12 protein-coding genes are annotated in these 18537 nt (G+C 65.1%); 3 read left to right on the top strand and 9 right to left on the bottom strand.

The annotated features are described in order from the left end of the window. Nucleotides 1-52 precede the first annotated feature (52 nt). Nucleotides 53-1351 carry a peptidoglycan DD-metalloendopeptidase family protein gene (locus FHY19_RS13005; protein ID WP_259159011.1) on the bottom strand — a complete coding sequence of 433 codons (1299 nt, stop codon included), beginning with the start codon at nucleotides 1349-1351 and terminating at the stop codon, nucleotides 53-55. Between the two features lie 97 nt (nucleotides 1352-1448). On the opposite strand from FHY19_RS13005, the gene FHY19_RS13010 reads away from it, so the two are divergent. Beyond that, entirely contained in the window at nucleotides 1449-2105 is a 657-nt protein-coding gene (locus FHY19_RS13010) for a hypothetical protein (protein ID WP_259166526.1), read from the top strand. Between the two features lie 55 nt (nucleotides 2106-2160). After that, nucleotides 2161-3987: a M28 family metallopeptidase gene (locus FHY19_RS13015; protein WP_259166527.1), complete on the top strand. Its 1827-nt coding sequence runs from the start codon at nucleotides 2161-2163 to the stop codon at nucleotides 3985-3987. Between the two features lie 271 nt (nucleotides 3988-4258). Here the strand turns inward: FHY19_RS13015 and FHY19_RS13020 are convergent, their stop codons facing one another. The 4 genes from FHY19_RS13020 to FHY19_RS13035 form a co-directional block, all read right to left on the bottom strand. Beyond that, on the bottom strand, nucleotides 4259-4702 hold the full coding sequence (locus FHY19_RS13020) for a PepSY domain-containing protein (protein WP_259159018.1): 444 nt from the start codon (nucleotides 4700-4702) through the stop codon (nucleotides 4259-4261). A 250-nt stretch (nucleotides 4703-4952) separates the two neighbouring features. Then, entirely contained in the window at nucleotides 4953-6059 is a 1107-nt protein-coding gene (locus tag FHY19_RS13025; RefSeq protein ID WP_259166529.1) for a glycoside hydrolase family 5 protein, read from the bottom strand. A 497-nt stretch (nucleotides 6060-6556) separates the two neighbouring features. Beyond that, on the bottom strand, nucleotides 6557-7549 hold the full coding sequence (locus tag FHY19_RS13030; protein ID WP_259166938.1) for a glycoside hydrolase family 5 protein: 993 nt from the start codon (nucleotides 7547-7549) through the stop codon (nucleotides 6557-6559). A gap of 718 nt (nucleotides 7550-8267) precedes the next feature. After that, nucleotides 8268-9344, bottom strand: coding sequence for a glycoside hydrolase family 5 protein (locus FHY19_RS13035; RefSeq protein WP_259166533.1), 1077 nt, complete (start codon nucleotides 9342-9344; stop codon nucleotides 8268-8270). A gap of 303 nt (nucleotides 9345-9647) precedes the next feature. Between FHY19_RS13035 and FHY19_RS13040 the strand changes: the two genes are divergently transcribed. After that, nucleotides 9648-10706: an NAD(P)-dependent alcohol dehydrogenase gene (locus tag FHY19_RS13040; RefSeq protein ID WP_259159025.1), complete on the top strand. Its 1059-nt coding sequence runs from the start codon at nucleotides 9648-9650 to the stop codon at nucleotides 10704-10706. Nucleotides 10707-11292: 586 nt separating this feature from the next. Here FHY19_RS13040 and FHY19_RS13045 read toward each other — a convergent pair. From FHY19_RS13045 to gltB, 4 genes are all read right to left on the bottom strand, one after another. Continuing rightward, a complete protein-coding gene (locus tag FHY19_RS13045) occupies nucleotides 11293-11721 on the bottom strand; it encodes a hypothetical protein (RefSeq protein WP_259166534.1) in 429 nt (142 codons plus the stop codon). A 189-nt stretch (nucleotides 11722-11910) separates the two neighbouring features. Beyond that, nucleotides 11911-12264, bottom strand: a complete 354-nt coding sequence (locus tag FHY19_RS13050) for a hypothetical protein (protein WP_259166535.1) — start codon at nucleotides 12262-12264, stop codon at nucleotides 11911-11913. A gap of 12 nt (nucleotides 12265-12276) precedes the next feature. Beyond that, the gene (locus FHY19_RS13055) at nucleotides 12277-13758 is read right to left on the bottom strand and encodes an FAD-dependent oxidoreductase (protein ID WP_259159036.1); all 1482 of its coding nucleotides are present in this window, start codon (nucleotides 13756-13758) and stop codon (nucleotides 12277-12279) included. Nucleotides 13759-14036: 278 nt separating this feature from the next. After that, nucleotides 14037-18509: a glutamate synthase large subunit gene (gltB, locus tag FHY19_RS13060; protein WP_259166536.1), complete on the bottom strand. Its 4473-nt coding sequence runs from the start codon at nucleotides 18507-18509 to the stop codon at nucleotides 14037-14039. Nucleotides 18510-18537 lie beyond the last annotated feature (28 nt).

Genomic DNA, 18537 nt, shown 5'->3' on the forward strand with positions numbered 1-18537 from the left:
TTTGCGCTCGGTGCGATGCGCAGCGTCTGCACGCGCGCACCACACGCCACCGTCAACGCCGCTGCAACCAGCTTGATGGGTCGACGGGCTGCCCATTGCGCCGCAACTCGAAGTACAGCGCCGGCACGCCCTGCCCGCCCGAGCTGCCGACCTTGGCCACTGCCTCGCCGCGTTTGATCGCCGCGCCGGCATCGCGCAGCAAGGTGTCGTTGTGCGCGTACAGGCTCATGTAACCGTTGCCGTGGTCCACGATCAGGATCATGCCGTAGCCGGTCATCCAGTCGGAGAACACCACCGTGCCGTCGGCCACCGCAGTGACCGTGCTGCCCTTGGGCGCGCCGATCAAGACGCCCTTGCTGGTGTGCCCATCGGGCAAGGTGGCATTGAAGCGTGCCAGCAGATTGCCCGACACCGGCCAGCTGAGCCCTCCGACCTTGGGTGCAGGTGCGCTGGCGATGACCTTGGGCGGGGTTTTGCCGGGGCGCTCCGGGCGATCGGTCTTGCCGCGTTTGGCCTGCGCCGCGGCCTCGGCGGCGGCGCGCTTTGCAGCCGCGCGGCGTTCGGCTTCGGCCTTGGCCGCGGCCGCACGCAGATTGGCGAGCAGTTGCTCCAGCGACTTGGCATCCTGGCCCAGCGCCTTTTCGCGCTCGGCGCGTTGTTTGTAGCGATCGTCCAGCTGCGCCACGGTGGCCGCCTGCTGCGAACGGTCCTTCTGCAAGGTGGCGGCCTGCGCCTTCTGCTGCGCGCGCGCGGCATCCAGCGCCTGGCGCCGGGTGGCGATGTCCTGTTCCACCTTGGCCAGGGCATCCAGTTGCGTGGTCAGCGCATGGATCCGCTGCGCGCGTGCGTTCTGCACATAGCGGTGATCGGCGAGCATGCGGTTGGCATCGCCGACCGTGTCCTGCGACAGCAACACCTTCAACGGTGCGTTGCGGCCCACCTGGTCGGCGGCGCGCAACAATGCGGCCAGCTGCGTGCGCTGGTTCTGCAGGCCGCGCTGCAATTGCGCACGGTCCTGCTGGAGCGTGGACAGATGGTGTTCCTGTGCGCGCATCGCCGCTTCGGTTTCGCTCAGGGCACGCGCGGTCTTGGCGACCTTTTCGTCGGCCTGGCGCAGTTGCTGGGCCGCGGTGCCGCGCTTGCCTTCCAGCTCGCGCCGGTCGGCACTGATGGTCTTGAGCTCATCGCGCAGCTGCTGCAGCTTGCGCTCGGTCTCGCGCTGGTTCTGCGCGCCCGCGCCGACGCTGCCGAGCAGCATGCAGGCCAGCACGCTCGCAGCCAGCCACCTGCGCCCCACGCCGGTGGCGGAGACGAGCGGCGGACGCGACAGCGGTGCGGGCGAAGGGGCCAACGAACGATCCAGTGACTTCAGGCAGGTGCGCGATTGTAGCCAAGCATGGTGTGATCGCCGCCACGCCCAAGACAGCCGCCACCGCGCGAGGTTCAGCATGAAGCCCCAGTCTCTACTTCTGGCATTGTCCCTGGCCTGCTCGACCGCCTGGGCCGATGATGACATCAGCAAGGTCAACGGCCGCATCAGCGCCGAGGCCGGCAAGACCTACGGCGGCCTGGAAACGGTCAACGGCTCCATCGAGATCGGCGCCGGTGCGCAGACCAAGGATGTGGAAACGGTCAACGGTGGCATCAAGATCGGCGATGGCGCCCGCACCGGCGATGTGTCCACGGTCAACGGCGCGATTTCCCTGGGCCAGAAGGTCATCGTGTCCGGTGGGCTGGAAACGGTCAACGGCAGCGTGCTGGTGGAGCGCGGCAGCCAGGTCAGCGGTGGGGTGGAAACGGTCAACGGCAGTATCGGGCTGGTCGGAACCGAGCTCGGCAAGGGCATCGAGACGGTCAATGGCGACATCACCGTCGGGGTGGGCTCGCATGTGCGCGGCGGCATCGAGGTGACCAAGCCGAACTTCGGCTTTTCCTTCAAGCCCTCGCGTAAACCCCGCGTGGTGATCGGCCCCAAGGCAGTGGTCGATGGCCCGCTCCACTTCGAGCGTGAGGTGGATCTGTATGTGCATCGCACCGCCAAGGTCGGCGCGGTCACCGGTGCCACCGCACGTAGCTTCGATTCGGACGTGGCACCCAAGGACTGACGCGCTCACCACACGCACGTTCTAAGATCGGAACTCCGTCGCACGAGGAGTTCCGATGCCCCGCAAGATCCTGTTGTGCCTGGCCGCGACCCTGGCCCTGGCCGGTTGCAAACGCGAATCGGCCGACACGCCGTCCGCACCGGCCGAGCAGACGCCGGCCGACGCCACGCCCAGCGCACCGGTCAGCCGGCACGCGTTCTCGCCCGAGCTGACCGGCGGCGACTTTGCCGAACTGGTCAAGACGCTGGCCTCGGACGACTTCGAAGGACGCGGACCGGGCACGCCTGGCGAAGAAAAGACCGTGACCTATATCCGCGACCAGATGCAGCGCATCGGGCTGCAGCCGGGCAATGGCGACAGCTGGTTCCAGGACGTGCCGATGGTGGAAACCACCGCCGATGCGGCCACCGCGCCCAGCCTGCGTAGCGGCGAGCAGACCCGCACCCTCGCCTTCGGCACCGACATCGTGGTCGGCACGCGCACCGGCCAGGCCGAGGTCAAGCTGGACAACAGCGAGCTGGTCTTCGTGGGCTATGGCGTGGATGCGCCCGAGCAGCAGTGGAATGACTACGCCGGCCAGGACTGGAAAGGCAAGACGGTGGTGATGTTCGTCAACGACCCCGGCTTCCATACCAATGATGCCAAGTTGTTCGACGGCAAGCGCATGACCTACTACGGGCGCTGGACCTACAAGTTCGAAGAGGCCGCGCGCAAGGGTGCTGCTGCCGCACTGATCGTGCACGACACCCCGGGTGCCAGCTATGGCTGGGACGTGGTCAAGAACTCCTGGTCCGGCCCGCAATACGATCTGCCGGCCAAGGACGACCCCGATCCGCGCCTGCCGGTGCAGGGCTGGATCAGCGCCGACACCGCCAAGCAGCTGTTCGCCAATGCCGGGCTGGATCTGGCCCAGGCCTACAAGGACGCCAGCAAGCGCGGCTTCAAGCCGGTGCCGTTGAAGGCCAGCTGGTCGGTGGACCTGAAGAGCACCATTGCCGAGAAGACCTCGCGCAATGTGGTCGGCGTGCTGCCGGGCAGCAGCCATGCCGACGAGGCGGTGCTGTACATGGCGCACTGGGATCACCTGGGCAAGCATCCGGGCGAGAGTGGCGACAACATCTACAACGGCGCGGTGGACAACGCCACCGGCGTGGCCGGCATCCTCGAAATCGCCGATGCGTTCGCGCATCAGGACCCCAAGCCGGCCCGCTCGGTGGTGTTCGTGGCGGTGACGCTGGAAGAATCCGGCCTGCTCGGCTCCAAGTATTACGTGGCCAACCCGAGCTTTCCGCTGGACAAGATCGCGGCGGTGATCAACCTGGATGCGATGTCGGTGGCCGGGCGCGCACGCGATGTCACCGTGGTCGGCATGGGCAGCTCGGAGCTGGAAGACATCCTCAAGCCGATCGCCGCGATGCAGGGCCGCACGCTGCACGCCGAAGCCACGCCGGAAAGCGGCTCGTACTTCCGCTCGGACCACTTCAACTTCGCTAAGGCCGGCGTGCCGGCGCTGTATGCCGACGGCGGCGAAGACCTGCGCGAGGGTGGCACCGCTGCCGGACGTGCGGCAGCCGAAGACTACGGGCGCCATCGCTACCACGCCCCCGGCGATGAGTACGATGCGGCCACATGGAAACTAGACGGCACCATCGAAGACCTGCAAGCGGTGTACGGCGTGGGCAAGGAAGTCGCCGCCGGCGACCGCTGGCCGAACTGGTACCCCGGCAACCCGTTCAAGGCTGCACGCGACCGTATGCTGGCCGGCAAGCCGGGCACCGGCACGGCGGCAGCGCAGCCGGGCGCAGCCGAGAACGCTCCGAACAATGCCAAGCCGAACAAGGCCAAGGATTCGGACGCAAACGACGCCGCGCCTGCGCGGTGAGGCGCTTGCCGCTGCTGCGGTGGGCGATGCAGATCGCGCCGCCGTGCGAGCGGTCGCAGCCTAGGCGACTGCCTGCATGACAAAGGGCCCCCGATTGGAGGCCCTTTGCTTTTCATCCATGCTTCGTGCGGAACGGTAGCGAGCTGGCTGAAACACACTCGCGGCATCGCCGGGATCCAGATCAGGGTCGGTACGGGCCAAAACTGCTGTTCGGCGCGCAGCTCAACCAGCGCGTTGCCCTACCCGCCCGACGACGCGCGCCCTCAGGCACTCAATCGTTGTCGACACTGACCACGTGCCCATCGTCGGGATCCACGTGCAGCTCGACCTTTTGCCCGTTGCGCTTTGCATCGGCCTTCCACAGGCCATCCTTGAACTTGAGATCGTGCACGTCCGCGTAGCCGCCGGTGGACAATGCCGCACGGACGTCGGCTTCGCTCAGCCGCGAGGTGGTCTGGTCGCCATAGACGCGGCCAGTCACCGGATCGATGTGGACATCCACATCCTTGCCATCGCCGCTGCGGGCATCGGCAGTCCACACGCCGTGCTCGAACTTGACGTCGTGCACCTTGGTGTAGCCCTTGGCGGTCAACATGCTGGTCACCTCATTGGAGGTGAGGGCCTTGGCCGGCTTGGCGGCGTCCTGCGCGAACGCGCCCTGCGAAACAAGCGTCAATGCGCCGATCAGCGCGGTGGTCATCATGCGACGTGCCATGGGTAGGCTCCTGCTGTGAAGTGCCGCCATGCTGGCTGCCTCGGGATCGTAGCCGGGTGAAAACAGGGACGATTCGATCAGGGAAATTCAGTTAACTGAAACCTGGTGTCGCCCTTCATCGCTTCTGCACTGCGGATTTACATTTCAATTCCAGCAAGTCCGCACTGCGGGACACGTAGCGGCTGCGGCCGCTCGCGCAGCCCCAACGAAAAAGCCGCCTTGCGGCGGCTTGTCATCTCGTGGCGCGTATTCAGCGCTTGGTGCGTGCCGTAGAGGCAGGTAGACGTGCGGCGGTGGTGCCGGGTGCACGGGTTGCGCGTGCGGCCTGCGGCGAGAGGATGGTCATCTGCGGTTTGTCGGTGCCGTCCTTGTTCGGATGCACGTTGTAGGCGTAGGACAGGTTCCACCACGAACCGGCCGCCCACCACGTCCAACCCAACCACACGTCTGCATTGCTCTCCATGTAGCCGAGCATGCCCTGCAGCGCTTCGTTGCAGACCTGATTATTGGCGGTACCGAACTCGGCCAAAAAACCGCGCTTGCCATTGGTGCGCAGCCATTCGGTGAAATTGCGCAAACGCTCGGCGCCAACAGTGGAACTGACGCAGACGCTGCTGGTGCCGCTGGAATCGGCGTCCAGGTATTGATGCACTTCGAACGCGTAACGGTTGAGCGGGTCGTAGATGGACGCCAGCGCAACGGCGTTGGAATAGCCATCGCTGGTGGGCGAGTACCAGCTGTGCGCCCCGGTCCACGAGGCGCCCGGTACCAGGATCAGATTATTGGCACCGGTTCTGCGAATTGCATCGATGGCGGCTTGCGCGGCACCAGCCCATTGGCTGGAGGAAATATTATTGGGTTCGTTCATCAACCCGAAGATCACCGCATTATCGCCATTGAATGCCAATGCGAGACGGCGCCACAGGTCGCTAAAGGTGGCCACCGGCACTTCCGGCCCGCCAATCTTGTAACCGTAGTACTTGGCGTAATTGTGGATATCGATCACCAGATACATGCCCGCAGCCTTGGCGCGCGCCACTGCCTGCTGCACCAGCGCCAGCTGCGCCGGATCCAGCTCGCCGCGCGCGCTGGGCTGCAGACGTTCCCACAAAATGGGCAAGCGGATCGTATTCATTCCGACCCCGGCGAAATACGTGTAATCGCTGGCCGAGGCGTACATGTAATCCTTGTTGAGCACGCCGGGTTTTTTGGAGGATGCGAATTCTGCACCGGATAAATTGACGCCGGCGTAAGTCAGCGCACGTGTTTGCGCATGCGCCGACGACAATCCGGCCAGCAACATGAAACACAGGGCGCACAGGGAAAGATGGCGTAGTGAGAAGGACGGACGTGACATGAAGCAACTCCTGACGGGGAAGATGCGTCGCCGCCCCGATGGCGTGCGATCGGCGCAAGTTGCGCTGCATCTGTGTGTTGCAATGCATCACGTGTGCCAAAGCGCGGCATTCCAGCGATTTAGCCAAAAAGTGCGAACCAATCCGCACTTAATAAGGAAGCGCGCGTTTATGCGTGCATACCGGTTATCAATAAACTGTTGGGTTTACCGGATACGTACCGGTATGTGCCGAGATACCGGCGTTATTGAGCGATGCGTCATTTGCGTGGCGCCATCGCAGTGGCGCAGCCATGACGCATCGCAATCAATGCGGTGCCGTCGCGAGGAGGGCACCGCTGAACAGGGCAATTCACCTAATGGCGATGCGCCTGTAAGACGCTGCGGCCTGCGGCCGGAATCGGCGTGTAGCACCTCTACACGCCGGTTCCCGAGTGCCGGCAACGGCCTGGCAGCCTCTCACCAGGGTTTCCTGATCGCTCCAGGCGAGTTTGGGTGAATCAGCGCGCGATGCGACGCGCATGCGCGCTCAGGATGGGAAGCTGCGGTTTGTCGCGTCCGTTGCCATCCGGCTGCAGCGTGAACGGGTAATCGGCGCGCCACCATGCGCCAGCGGCCCAGACGCTGGAGCCCAACCAGACATCGCGGTTGGCTTCCAGATAACGCAGCATGCCGTCCAGCGCGAGCATGCAGGTGCGATTGCTGGATGACCCAAACTCGCCCAAGAATCCGCGCTTGCGCTGGCTACGCAGCCAACCGGTGAAACTGCGCAGGCGCTCCGCACCGATGGTAGCGCTCACGCAACTGGCGCTGGTGCCGCTGGAATCGGTATCCAGATACTGGTGTACCTCGATGGCGTAACGGTTGAGCGGGTCGCGAATACTGGCCAGCGCAACTGCGTTGGATTGCCCGGCGATGGTGGAATACCAACTGTGCGCTCCGGACCACAGCGCGCCAGGCACCAGGATCAGGTTGTTGGCGCCGGTGGCGCGGATGCCGTCGATCGCTGCCTGTGCGGCGGCGGCCCAGTTCTGCGGCGCAATGTCGTAGGGCTCGTTCATCAGCCCGAAGATCACCGCGTCATCGTTCTTGAACGCCACGGCCAACCGCTGCCACAGGTCGGTGAAGGTGGCGATCGGCACGCGCTGGGTACCGATCTTCTGCCCGTAATACTTGGCGTAATTGTGGATATCCACGATCAATACCATGTGCGCTGCCTTGGCATTGGCCACGGCCTGTCGAATCAGCGCGAGCTGTGCGGGGTCCAGCGCGCCCTGGCTCTTGGGTTGTAGTCGCTCCCACAACACGGGCAGGCGCACCACATTCATGCCGGTGTCGGCGAAGTGCTGGTATTCGCCCGGAGTTGGATAGCGATAGTCGACATTGACGATGCCGGGACGTCTTGCCGAGGCGATTTCGGCACCGGAGAGATTGATGCCTGCATAACGCAGTGCACCGCTTTGCGCCTGCGCGCGTGGAAGCGCGGCCAGCAATAGCGCGGCCAGCGCACAGCACAGCAGCTGGCGCGGCCAGGTGGGGGAGAGGGACATGGGGGAACTCCTGAAGCATCTACGGGGGGGAGATGCGTTGCATCGCAGTTGCTCGCAAGCGCAACGCATCGATCGCCAGCCTATGCGCATATGCGGCGCGCAACTACGGATGCGAGGTATCACTGCATCAAGCTGTGCAGTGCTTCGCAGTTGCGAGCTGTTTTCTCGATGCATCGCGCGCGTCGCGAGAATGCCTTGAATCCGAAGCGCCGCTGCAACTTCGCAATGGTATTGGTCGCATCAATGCATCGGTGTTGATGCGATGACAGGAGCTGCGCCAACGACCGCATGCAGCTACACGCATGACACGTTCCTGCACGGATGCGCCTGGCACTGCAACCACGGCGCACGCAGTGGGGTGAGCGTGCGTTGCGGGTGTAGCGCGCGATGCACTGCCATGATCGTGTTCGATCGCGGTGCGTCCATCTTCAAGAGTCAGCGCCCCCGGTGACAGCGACAGCTGCATCCACCGAAGCCAGACGTGCATCATCGATGCACCGAGACCCCCATCGCGCCGACTTTCGTTCACCGCCTGGATGCCATCGATCTGCTGCTGCGCCGCCCAACAACCAGCGCCAGCCGTGGACACTCCAACGCGGCGCAAAAAAAAGCGGGCGACCTGCACAGCATCGCCCGCGTCCTGCCGCTTGGACCGCTGCCCTCAGTGCTTGCCGGCGCGGCGTGCGTACTTGCTCAGAATCCTGATCTGCGGCTTGTCGCTGCCGTCCTTGCCCGGTTGTACGGTGAAGAAGTAATCCGGCTTCCACCAGGCGCCCGCAGCCCACCAGGTCCAGCCCAGCCACACGTCGCTGTTGTCTTCCATGTAGGTCAGCATGCCTTCCAGCGCCTTGTCGCAGACCGGGTTGTTGGCGGTGCCGAATTCGCCCAGAAAGCCCTTCTGCTTGTTTTCGCGCAGCCAGTCGGTAAACCCGCGCAGCTTTTCTTCGCCGACGCTGTCGCTGGTGCACTGCGGCTTGGTGCCGCTGTAGTCGTTGTCCAGGTACTGGTGCGCTTCGAAGGCCAGGTTGTTGCCGGGGTCCTTGAGGATGGCCAGCGCCTTGGCGTTGGAGCCGCCATAACTATTGCTGCGCCAGCTGTGCGCGCCGGTGTACGCCGTGCCCGGCACCAGGATCAGATTGCGGGCGCCGGTCTTGCGGATCGCGTTGATCGCGCCTTGCGCGGCTCCGGCCCAGTCGGTTGCGGAGATGCCGTTGGGCTCGTTCATCAGCCCGAAGATCACGGCCTTGTCGTCCTTGAATTCCAGCGCGAGCCGGCGCCACAGATCGGCCAATGCGGCAGCGGACACCTCGTCGGTGCCAAGGCGCTTGCCGTTGTATTTGGCATAGTTGTGCAGATCCAGGATCAGGAACTGCTTGTTCGCCTTGGCCGCTTCGAGCGACTTCTTGATCAGCCCGAGCTGCGCGGTATCCAGCTCGCCGTTGAGTTCGGGTTGCAGGCGCTCCCACAGGAACGGCAGGCGGATCGTATTCATGCCCTTGCCGGCGAAATAGGCGAAATCCGACGCGGCCGGATAGGTGTAGTCCTTGAACAAGGTGCCGGGCTTCTTGCGCGAGTTGAACTCGGCGCCGGATAGATTGACGCCGACATATTTCAGGCCGGCGGACTGCTTCTTCGGACCATCGGGCTCTTTGGCGTGCGCCAACGGCATCGCGGCCAGCAAGGTCAGTGCGAGTGCGACGCGACGCAAACTCGGGAATTTCGGGGGAGCGCGGAACATGGAAGCCTCCTTCGGCATCGACGTGGTGGCCGCAGGGGGAGGGCACGGCCAGTTGGGATGGTGCAGGGCAAGGCGCTGCCTGGTCAGCCTAGGAGCTTGGGCGTTAGCAGACCATTCACGCGTGCAACGCAGCGTTGATCGCGTGCAAACGGGCGCAGCCGGTATCATGCCGGCTCGGTAGCGTTCGCTGCAGAACAGCCAACATGCATCGCCACAGGCGTGCGAGAGGCCGCTGTTCCGGCGAATCACCGCCTTTGTCGTCCGACTCCTGCGCGGACGACGCAACACCGGAGTCCTGACCCCATGAGCCAAGCCCACGCCTTTGCCGCCCAAGCCGCCGACCAGCCGCTTGCCCCGTTCGTGTTCGAACGCCGCGCGCCCGGTCCCGACGATGTCCAGATCGAAATCGCCTACTGCGGCGTGTGTCACTCGGACCTGCATACCGCCCGCAACGAATGGCATAACACGCGGTATCCGTCCGTGCCGGGCCACGAGATCGTCGGCCGTGTGACTGCCGTCGGTGACGCCGTCACCGGCTTCAAGGTTGGCGACCTCGCCGGCGTCGGCTGCATGGTCGACAGCTGCCGCAGCTGCGCCTCCTGCCAGGAAGGCGAGGAGCAGTACTGCGAAGCCGGCTTCACCGGCACCTATAACGGGCCGATGTTCGGCGGCGGCGAGAACACCTATGGCGGTTACTCCGACCATATCGTGGTCGACCAGAAGTACGTGTTGCGCATCTCCCACACCGACAATCTGGCCGCCGTGGCGCCGCTGCTGTGCGCCGGCATCACCACCTACTCGCCGCTGGCGCACTGGAAGGTGGGCCCGGGGCAGAAGGTGGGCGTGGTCGGCCTGGGCGGCCTGGGCCATATGGGCGTGAAGATCGCCAAGGCGATGGGCGCCACCGTGGTGCTGTTCACCACCTCCGAGAGCAAGCGCGCCGATGCGATGCGCCTGGGCGCCAGCGAGGTGGTGATCTCCAAGGACGAGGCGCAGATGGCGGCGCAGTACAACACCCTGGATTTCATCCTCAACACCGTGGCCGCCCCGCACAACCTGGACCCGTTCCTCAACGCGCTCAAGCGCGACGGCGCGATGGTGCTGGTGGGCGTGCCCGAGGAGTCGCACCCGTCGCCGGCGGTGTTCAACCTGGTGATGAAGCGCCGCACCCTGGCCGGCTCGCTGATCGGCGGCATCCGCCAGACCCAGGAAATGCTGGACTTCTGCGCCAAGCACAACATCGTCTCGGACATCGAAACCATCCGCGCCGACGAAATCAACGCCGCCTACGAGCGCATGCTCAAGAGCGACGTGAAGTACCGCTTCGTGATCGACATGGCGACGTTGGACAAGGCGGCCTGAGTCGCGGTTGCAGCGGCGCGTGATGCCATCGCTTGCGTTGTTGTTGTATGACGCAAGCGGTGGCCGAGTAGGGCGTGTCACGCGCGCGGCTATCAACCATGAAAAAGTAGATGCACCAACCTCTGTGCGCATCGAATTGTCTTGCCCAGCCTAATATCTTTACGGATTCTTGTCAGTATGTCGCGACCCGCGTACGAGGAAAGAGATACTGAACAAGAAGCCAGACAAGCATGCGATTGCGGCGACATAAAGAATTAAAACAGTAGACCAGTACCCAAACGGCGCGTCAGAAGCAGAGAAAAATCCAGCGTTACAGCGGCGACACGATACCGCGCCAGTCACCAGAGCTTCCCAGACCAGTAACGCTGGTGTCGCCCGAAGGCCGAATGCTAAGGCGGCTCCGAGCACGACACGAGAGCGGACGACAGGCCTTGCATATCTGCCCTAGAAAAATCTATGCGCAGCCAAAATCATTAGGGGGAACGCTGCTCCGAAGCACCAAAGAGAATTTAGCGCCATAATGCCCACGGTGATCTAACGCCCAATGTCATCGCTACGCTTCCCAGCGGCATGAGGCATTCACTTGCTAGGGTTGCTTGGTCATTTGCAATGAGCGGTTGAACGCCTCCAGATGGCTTCCGCCGAAATGGTTGGCTGCGATACACTCGCCAATTTGCGCGCCATACCTCTGTGCGCCCTGGCGCGAACCGATCACAGCGGGAATCGCAATCAGATTATTCGTGGCGCAGCGCTCAAACAGCGGCTCGAGAATGACGAGGCAGTCCTGGCGGCTGCCATTCAAAGACCGTTGCAAAGGAGAATCCGCACATAGGGCGGATAACGCAACAGACTTGAATCGCGAAAGCCACACATCTCGCGACATACCTGCCGCTGATTGACGCTCCGCCGCCGATTTATTCCAGCCGCTTACCACGCCTCTACCCACACCGAAAATGACAAAGAGTGTGCAAAAAACCATGAAGGCCAGCGTGGCGTACTTCAGAAATTTGCGCATAAAGGGTGTTGATCTAATGGTACAGCAGCTGAGTTGAGCCAATCCGCGAGGCGGCGGGGGCCGGACGAATCGTCAACGGACATTATCCACAATGGCGAATCAAGCGAAACGGGTATTACAGCGCGTAGTAAACACCGACCCTGAAATTAACTGAGCCGCGACGCGCTTCGATCAGAAGAATTGTTAGGCCTATGAGACTCGAGTGCTCAGCACGCCAAGGACACATTTTCCTCGAACAAGCGCATAACCCCAGGCGAATGGCTTCCCACTTGCAGGCCAAAGCTGCTCATAAGCCACGAAGTAATCGCCGGAGCGGTACTGCTTCTTGAGCCACAGCCAATCTTTGTTGCCATAAGCAAACGGCACCTGAGGCGCCTTCGTACTTGTTGCCGCGTACTTGAGACCAATCTCTTCCATCTGCACGATGGAAAGAGGCAGGCCATCAAGACGCAGATTGTCCGACTCCTGGCATGTTGTGGTCTGCGCCGCAGCCACGCTACCGGCAGTAAAGATCAGCAGACCGGTAACGAGTGACCTGAGCATGCCTAGCATCCCTTAAGCAGCAGCCGGCTCCTTGACCTGCGCTTTGACCCCAAGCAGCTGCACGATGCTGCCCGCCGCATCGCGGCCTTCGGCCACGGCAGTGACCACCAGGTCGGCGCCGCGCACGCAGTCGCCACCGGCGAACAGGCGCGGGTTGCTGGTCTGGTAGGGCAGGCGGCCGTTGTCGTCGGACGGTGCGACGATGCGGCCGTTGCTGCCGGCTTCCACGCCCTGCGAGGCCAACCAGTCCGGCAGGGTCGGCGAGAAGCCGAAGGCGATGATCACCACGTCCGCTTCCAGCAGCGATTCGCTGCCTTCCACCGGCACCGCGTTGCGGCGGCCGCTGGCATCGGGTTCGCCGAGCCTGGTTTCCACCACGGTGACGCCGATGGCCTCGTCGTCGGCGCCGGATTCGATCGACAGCGGCTGGCGGTTGAACAAAAAGCGTACGCCTTCTTCGCGCGCGTTGGCCACCTCGCGCGCCGAGCCCGGCATGCTGGCCTCGTCGCGGCGGTACGCGCAGGTGACCTTGGCCGCACCCAGGCGGATCGCGCTGCGCACGCAGTCCATGCCGGTGTCGCCGCCGCCCAGCACCACCACGCGCTTGCCGTTGAGGTCGGGCAGCGCCATCTGGTCTTCCCAGCCGGCGATCGGCCGGCCGTGCGGGTCGTTGCCGCTGACGATGCGGCTGTTCTGCACCAGGAACGGCAGCGCCGGCAGCACGTTCTTCAGATCCTGCCCGGGCAGCCCGCCATCGGTATAGCGGTAGGCACCGGTGCCCAGGAACACCGCGTCGTATTCGCCCAGCAACTGCTCGATGCTGATGTCGCGGCCCACTTCCACGCCCAGGCGGAACTGCACGCCCATGCCTTCGAGGATCTCGCGGCGCTTGCCGATCACCGACTTGTCCAGCTTGAAGCTGGGGATGCCGAACTGCAGCAGCCCGCCGATCTGCTCGTAGCGGTCGTAGACCACCGCCTCGATCCCGGCACGCACCAGGCGGTCTGCGCAGGACAGGCCGGCCGGGCCGGCGCCGATCACCGCCACCCGCCAGCCGCTCGGCTGCACGTTGCCCAGGTCCGGCCGCCAGCCCATCTTGAAGGCGGTATCGACGATGTATTTTTCCACCGCGCCGATGGTGACCGCGCCGAATTCCTCCAGCGTGCAGCTGCCTTCGCACAGGCGATCCTGCGGACACACCCGCCCGCACACTTCCGGCAGCGGATTGGTGGAATGGCACAGCGCGGCGGCTTCCTCGATGCGGTTTTCCTGCACCAGCTGCAGCCACTGCGGAATGGCGTTGTGCACCGGGCATTTCCAGCTGCAATACGGATTGCCGCAATCCAGGCAACGGCCGGACTGGTACTGCGCGTCGGCCTTGTCGAACTTGCCGTACAGCTCGCCCCAGTCGCCGGAGGTACGCAGCTCCACCGGAATGCGCGTGGGCATGGTCCGGGGCAGGTCGAGGAATTGGAAGGCTTGCTTGCGGCTCATAGAGAAATCCGTGGCTGATTCCCTTCTCCCGCCTGCGGAAAAAGGTGCCCCGAAGGGGCGGAAAAGGGGCGGCGGGGCCTGTGCCCTCACCCCCGACCCCTCTCCCGCCAGCGGGAGAGGGGAGTACTGCGACGACTCTGACGATGTGCTGCCAGCATTGCGACTGCAGTCCTTCTCCCGCGTGCGGGAGAAGGTGCCCCGAAGGGGCGGATGAGGGTTGCGGGCCACCGGCCCTCACCCCCGACCCCTCTCCCGCGAACGGGAGAGGGGAGTACAACTCAGGCGGCGCGGCGCAGCGACTCGGTCAGCGACTCGATGCTGGCGGCCTTGGGTTTGACCAGCCAGAACTTGCCGATGTAGTCGCGGAACTCGTCCAGGATCTGCTGCGCCCAGATGCTGCCAGTCAGCTCGCGGTGGCGGCTGATCAGGGTGTGCAGGTGCTGGCGGTGGTTCTCGAAGCCCTCGGCGGAGACGCGGTGGATGTCGATCAGTTCGTGGTTGTAGCGGTCCACGAAGTCACGCTCGATATCCAGCACGTAGGCCAGCCCGCCGGTGAAGCCGGCGCCGAAGTTCAGGCCGACCTTGCCCAGCACCAGCACCACGCCGTCGGTCATGTACTCGCAGCAGTGGTCGCCGGCGCCTTCCACCACCGCCAGTGCGCCGGAGTTGCGCACCGCAAAGCGCTCGCCCGCCCGCCCGGCCGCGAACAGCTCGCCGCCGGTGGCGCCGTACAGGCAGGTGTTGCCCACGATCGGCGTGCTGCGCGCCTCGAAGCGCGCGCCGCGTGGCGGACGCACCACCAGCCGGCCGCCGGCCATGCCCTTGCCGACATAGTCGTTGGCCTCGCCTTCCAGCTCCAGCTGCAGGCCACCGGCGTTGAACGCGCCAAAGCTCTGCCCGGCGGTGCCGCGGAAGCGCAGGTTCAACGGCGCATCGCTCATGCCGTGGTTGCCGTGCACGCGCGCGATGGCGCCGGACAGGCGCGCGCCGATCGAGCGGTCGGTGTTGTGGATCAAAAAGCGATGGTCGCCGCCGGTCTTGTTGGCGATGGCATCGGCGAGCAGGCCGTCCATCTGCGTGGCCAGGCTGTCGGGCGATTCGTACAGGCGCTGGGCGGCGCAGTGGCTGCCGTCGTAGCGCGCGTGGGTGAGCAGGCGCGACAGGTCGACCTTGACCCCGGCGCGCGGAGCGACGTCCAGCTGCTCCAGCAGGTCGGTGCGGCCCACGATCTCGTCCAGCGACCGCACGCCCAGGTAGGACAACCACTGGCGCACTTCCTCGGCCAGCAGGCGGAAGAAATGCTCCACGCGCTCGGGCAAGCCGGTGAAGTAGTTCGCGCGCAGGCGCTCGTCCTGGGTGGCCACGCCGGTGGCGCAGTTGTTGAGGTGGCAGATGCGCAGGTACTTGCAGCCCAGCACGATCATCGGCGCAGTGCCGAAGCCGAAGCTGTCGGCGCCCAGCAGCGCGGCCTTGACCACGTCCAGGCCGGTCTTCAGGCCGCCGTCGGTCTGCAGGATGGTGCGTGCCCGCAGGTCGTTGGCCACCAGCGCCTGGTGCGACTCGGCCACGCCCAGTTCCCACGGCACGCCGGCATAACGGATCGAGCTGACCGGGCTGGCGCCGGTGCCGCCGTCATGGCCGGACACCGTGATCAGGTCGGCGCCCGCCTTGACCACGCCGGCGGCAATGGTGCCGACGCCGGCATGCGCCACCAGCTTCACCGACACCAGTGCGGTGGGGTTGACCTGCTTGAGGTCGTAGATCAGCTGGGCCAGGTCTTCGATGGAATAGATGTCGTGGTGCGGCGGCGGGCTGATCAGGCCGATGCCGGGCTTGGCATAGCGCAGCCGCGCGATCAGTTCGTTGACCTTGTGGCCGGGCAGCTGGCCGCCTTCGCCGGGCTTGGCGCCCTGGGCGACCTTGATCTGCAGCACCTCGGCATTGACCAGGTATTCCGGGGTCACGCCGAAACGGCCCGAGGCCACCTGCTTGATCTTGGAGCGTTTCTCGGTGCCGTAGCGGGCCGGGTCTTCGCCGCCTTCGCCCGAATTGCTGCGCCCGCCCAGGCGGTTCATCGCAATGGCCAGCGCCTCGTGCGCTTCGGGCGACAACGCGCCCAGGCTGATTGCGGCGGTATCGAAACGGCGCAGCACATCGCTGGCCGGGGCGACCTCGTCCAGCGGGGTCGGGATATCGGCACGCTTGAGCCGGACCAGATCGCGCAGCGTGGAGGCCGGGCGCGCATGCACCGCGTCGACGTACTTCTGCCAGTCGCCGGCATCGCCGGTGCGGGTGGCGCGCTGCAGCGTCATGACCACGTCGGGGTTGTACATGTGGTACTCGCCGCCATGCACGTACTTGAGCAGGCCGCCCACTTCCGGCTTGAGCTGGTCGTTCCAGGCGCGTGCGGTGAGCTCGCGCGCCTCGGTATCCAGCCGCGCCAGGCCCACGCCGCCGATGCGGGCGGGCGTTTCGGCAAAGCACAGCTCCACCACGTCCCGGTCCAGCCCGACGATCTCGAACAACTGCGCGCCGCGATAACTGGCAATGGTGCAGATGCCCATCTTGGAAATGATCTTGGACAGGCCCTTGTAGATGCCCTTGCGGTAGCGGCGGCCGATCTGCGACTGCTCGCCGCCCTTGCTCAGCTGCAGGATGCCGCGCCGGCCCAGGTCGAACAGCGTCTGGTAGGCCAGGTACGGATACACCGCGGTGGCGCCGAAGCCGAGCAGGCAGGCCATGTGGTGCGCATCGCGCGCCGTGCCGGTCTCGATGATCAGGTTGACGTCGCAGCGCAGGCCCACCTTGCACAGGTGGTGATGCACCGCGCCGGTGGCCAGCAGCGCATGCGCCATCGGCCGGTCCGGCACCGGGTAGCGGTCCGACAGCAACAGCATGACGGCACCGTCGCGCGCGGCCGCTTCCACTTCCTGGCAGATGCGTTCCAGGCCGGCCTTGAGGCCTTCCTCCACGCTGTAGGACAGGTCGATCAGGCGGTTGCGCTCGACGTACTGCTCCATCTTCAGCAGCTGGCGCAGCTTGCGCTGGCTGAGTACCGGCGAGTTGAGGATGACGTGGTTCACCGTCTCCGCGCCGGCATGGAAGATGTTGGTCTCCTTGCCGAGCTGGGTGGTGAGCGACATCGCGATGCCTTCGCGCAGCGGGTCGATCGGCGGGTTGGTGACCTGCGCGAAGGCCTGGCGGAAATAGTCGTACAGCGGCCGGGTCTGGCGGCTGAGCACCGCCATCGGGGTGTCGTCGCCCATCGAGCCGGTGGCTTCCTGCTCGGTCTCGGCCAGCGGGCGCAGGATCTGCTCCACTTCCTCGGTGCTGAGCTGGAACAGCTTGTGGTAGCTGCGCAGGGTCTGCTCGCTGAAGGGTTCTTCCACCAGCGAGGGGTCGATCAACTCGGTCTGCAGGTAGGTCACGCCCTGCTGCAGCCATTGCTTGTACGGCGCGCGCGCGCGGTTGATGCGGTCGATGGCGTCCGAGTCCAGCAGGTCGCCGCGCTTGAGATCGATCGCCATCATCTCGCCCGGGCCCAGCTTGCCCTTGCGGGTGATGCGCTCGGCCGGCAGTTCCCACACGCCGGCCTCGGAGGCCACCAGGAAATGGCGGTCGGAGGTCAGCATCCAGCGCGCCGGGCGCAGCCCGTTGCGGTCGAGCATGCAGGCGGCATAGCGGCCGTCGCAGGCGACGATGCCGGCCGGGCCGTCCCACGGCTCGGTGTTGAGGCCGTAGAACTCGTAGAACGCGGCCAGGTCGGCGTCCTTGAACTCCAGCGACTGGGTCGCCGGCGGCACCAGGATGCGCAGCGCCTGCAGCAGGTCCATGCCACCGGCGATCAGCAGCTCGAGCATGTTGTCCAGGCTCTGCGAATCGGAGCCGTGCATGGAGATCACCGGGTCAAACTCGGCGATGTCGAAGCGCGGGGTCTGCCACACCTTGCTGCGCGCCTGCGCCCAGCGGCGGTTGCCTTCGATGGTGTTGATCTCGCCGTTGTGGGCGAGCAGGCGGAACGGATGCGCCAGCGGCCAGCGCGGCAGCGTATTGGTGGAAAAACGCTGGTGAAAGACAATCGCGCTGGAAGACAGATCGCTGCGCTGCAGGTCCGGGTAGAACGTGCTCAGCTTGTCCGGCAGCACCATGCCCTTGTAGCTGATGCCGTTGGGCGAGAGCGTAGTGACGTAGAAGTCCGCCACCTCGCGTAGCGCCTGCTCGGCGCGGCGGCGCGCCAGAAACAGCGCCAGGGTGAAGCCGTCTTCGCTCTGTTCGGCGCCGGCATCGACAAAGACCTGCTCGATGCGCGGCAAGGTGTCGCGCGCCAGCTGGCCGCAGACACTGTCGTCGGTAGGCACCACGCGCCAGCCGCGGAACTGCACGCCGGCGCTGTGCAGCTGGGTTTCCAGTTCGGCACGACATCGGGCCGCATCGGCTTCGTCCAGCGGCAGGAACACCACGCCGGCCGCGTAACGCGTGCCCACGGTGATGCCGGCATCGCGCGCCAGCCCGCGCAGGAATGCATCGGGTTTGCGGATCAGCAGGCCGCAGCCATCGCCGGTGAGTCCGTCGGCCGCCACGCCGCCGCGGTGGGTCATGCGCGAGAGCGCCGCAATCGCGGTGTCCACCAGCGAACGGGAAGGTTGGTCGTCCAACTGGGCGACCATGCCAAAACCACAGGCGTCGCGTTCGTCGCGCACGCTGTCGTAGAGACCGTAGTCGTTGAGCCCTTGGCGAGTGCGGGGGGCCATGTCTGCCTCTTTGCGATCTGGGAGAGCG

This window comes from Xanthomonas sp. 4461 (assembly GCF_024806475.1).
Lineage (GTDB): Bacteria > Pseudomonadota > Gammaproteobacteria > Xanthomonadales > Xanthomonadaceae > Xanthomonas > Xanthomonas arboricola_F.

Excerpts from the sequence above, each read along its gene's own strand:
- FHY19_RS13010 (WP_259166526.1), top strand. The coding sequence starts at position 1,449 with ATGAAGCCCCAGTCTCTACTTCTGGCATTGTCCCTGGCCTGCTCGACC.
- FHY19_RS13015 (WP_259166527.1), top strand. The coding sequence starts at position 2,161 with ATGCCCCGCAAGATCCTGTTGTGCCTGGCCGCGACCCTGGCCCTGGCC.
- FHY19_RS13020 (WP_259159018.1), bottom strand. The coding sequence starts at position 4,702 with ATGGCACGTCGCATGATGACCACCGCGCTGATCGGCGCATTGACGCTT.
- FHY19_RS13025 (WP_259166529.1), bottom strand. The coding sequence starts at position 6,059 with ATGTCACGTCCGTCCTTCTCACTACGCCATCTTTCCCTGTGCGCCCTG.
- FHY19_RS13035 (WP_259166533.1), bottom strand. The coding sequence starts at position 9,344 with ATGTTCCGCGCTCCCCCGAAATTCCCGAGTTTGCGTCGCGTCGCACTC.
- FHY19_RS13040 (WP_259159025.1), top strand. The coding sequence starts at position 9,648 with ATGAGCCAAGCCCACGCCTTTGCCGCCCAAGCCGCCGACCAGCCGCTT.
- FHY19_RS13045 (WP_259166534.1), bottom strand. The coding sequence starts at position 11,721 with ATGCGCAAATTTCTGAAGTACGCCACGCTGGCCTTCATGGTTTTTTGC.
- FHY19_RS13050 (WP_259166535.1), bottom strand. The coding sequence starts at position 12,264 with ATGCTCAGGTCACTCGTTACCGGTCTGCTGATCTTTACTGCCGGTAGC.
- FHY19_RS13055 (WP_259159036.1), bottom strand. The coding sequence starts at position 13,758 with ATGAGCCGCAAGCAAGCCTTCCAATTCCTCGACCTGCCCCGGACCATG.
- gltB (WP_259166536.1), bottom strand. The coding sequence starts at position 18,509 with ATGGCCCCCCGCACTCGCCAAGGGCTCAACGACTACGGTCTCTACGAC.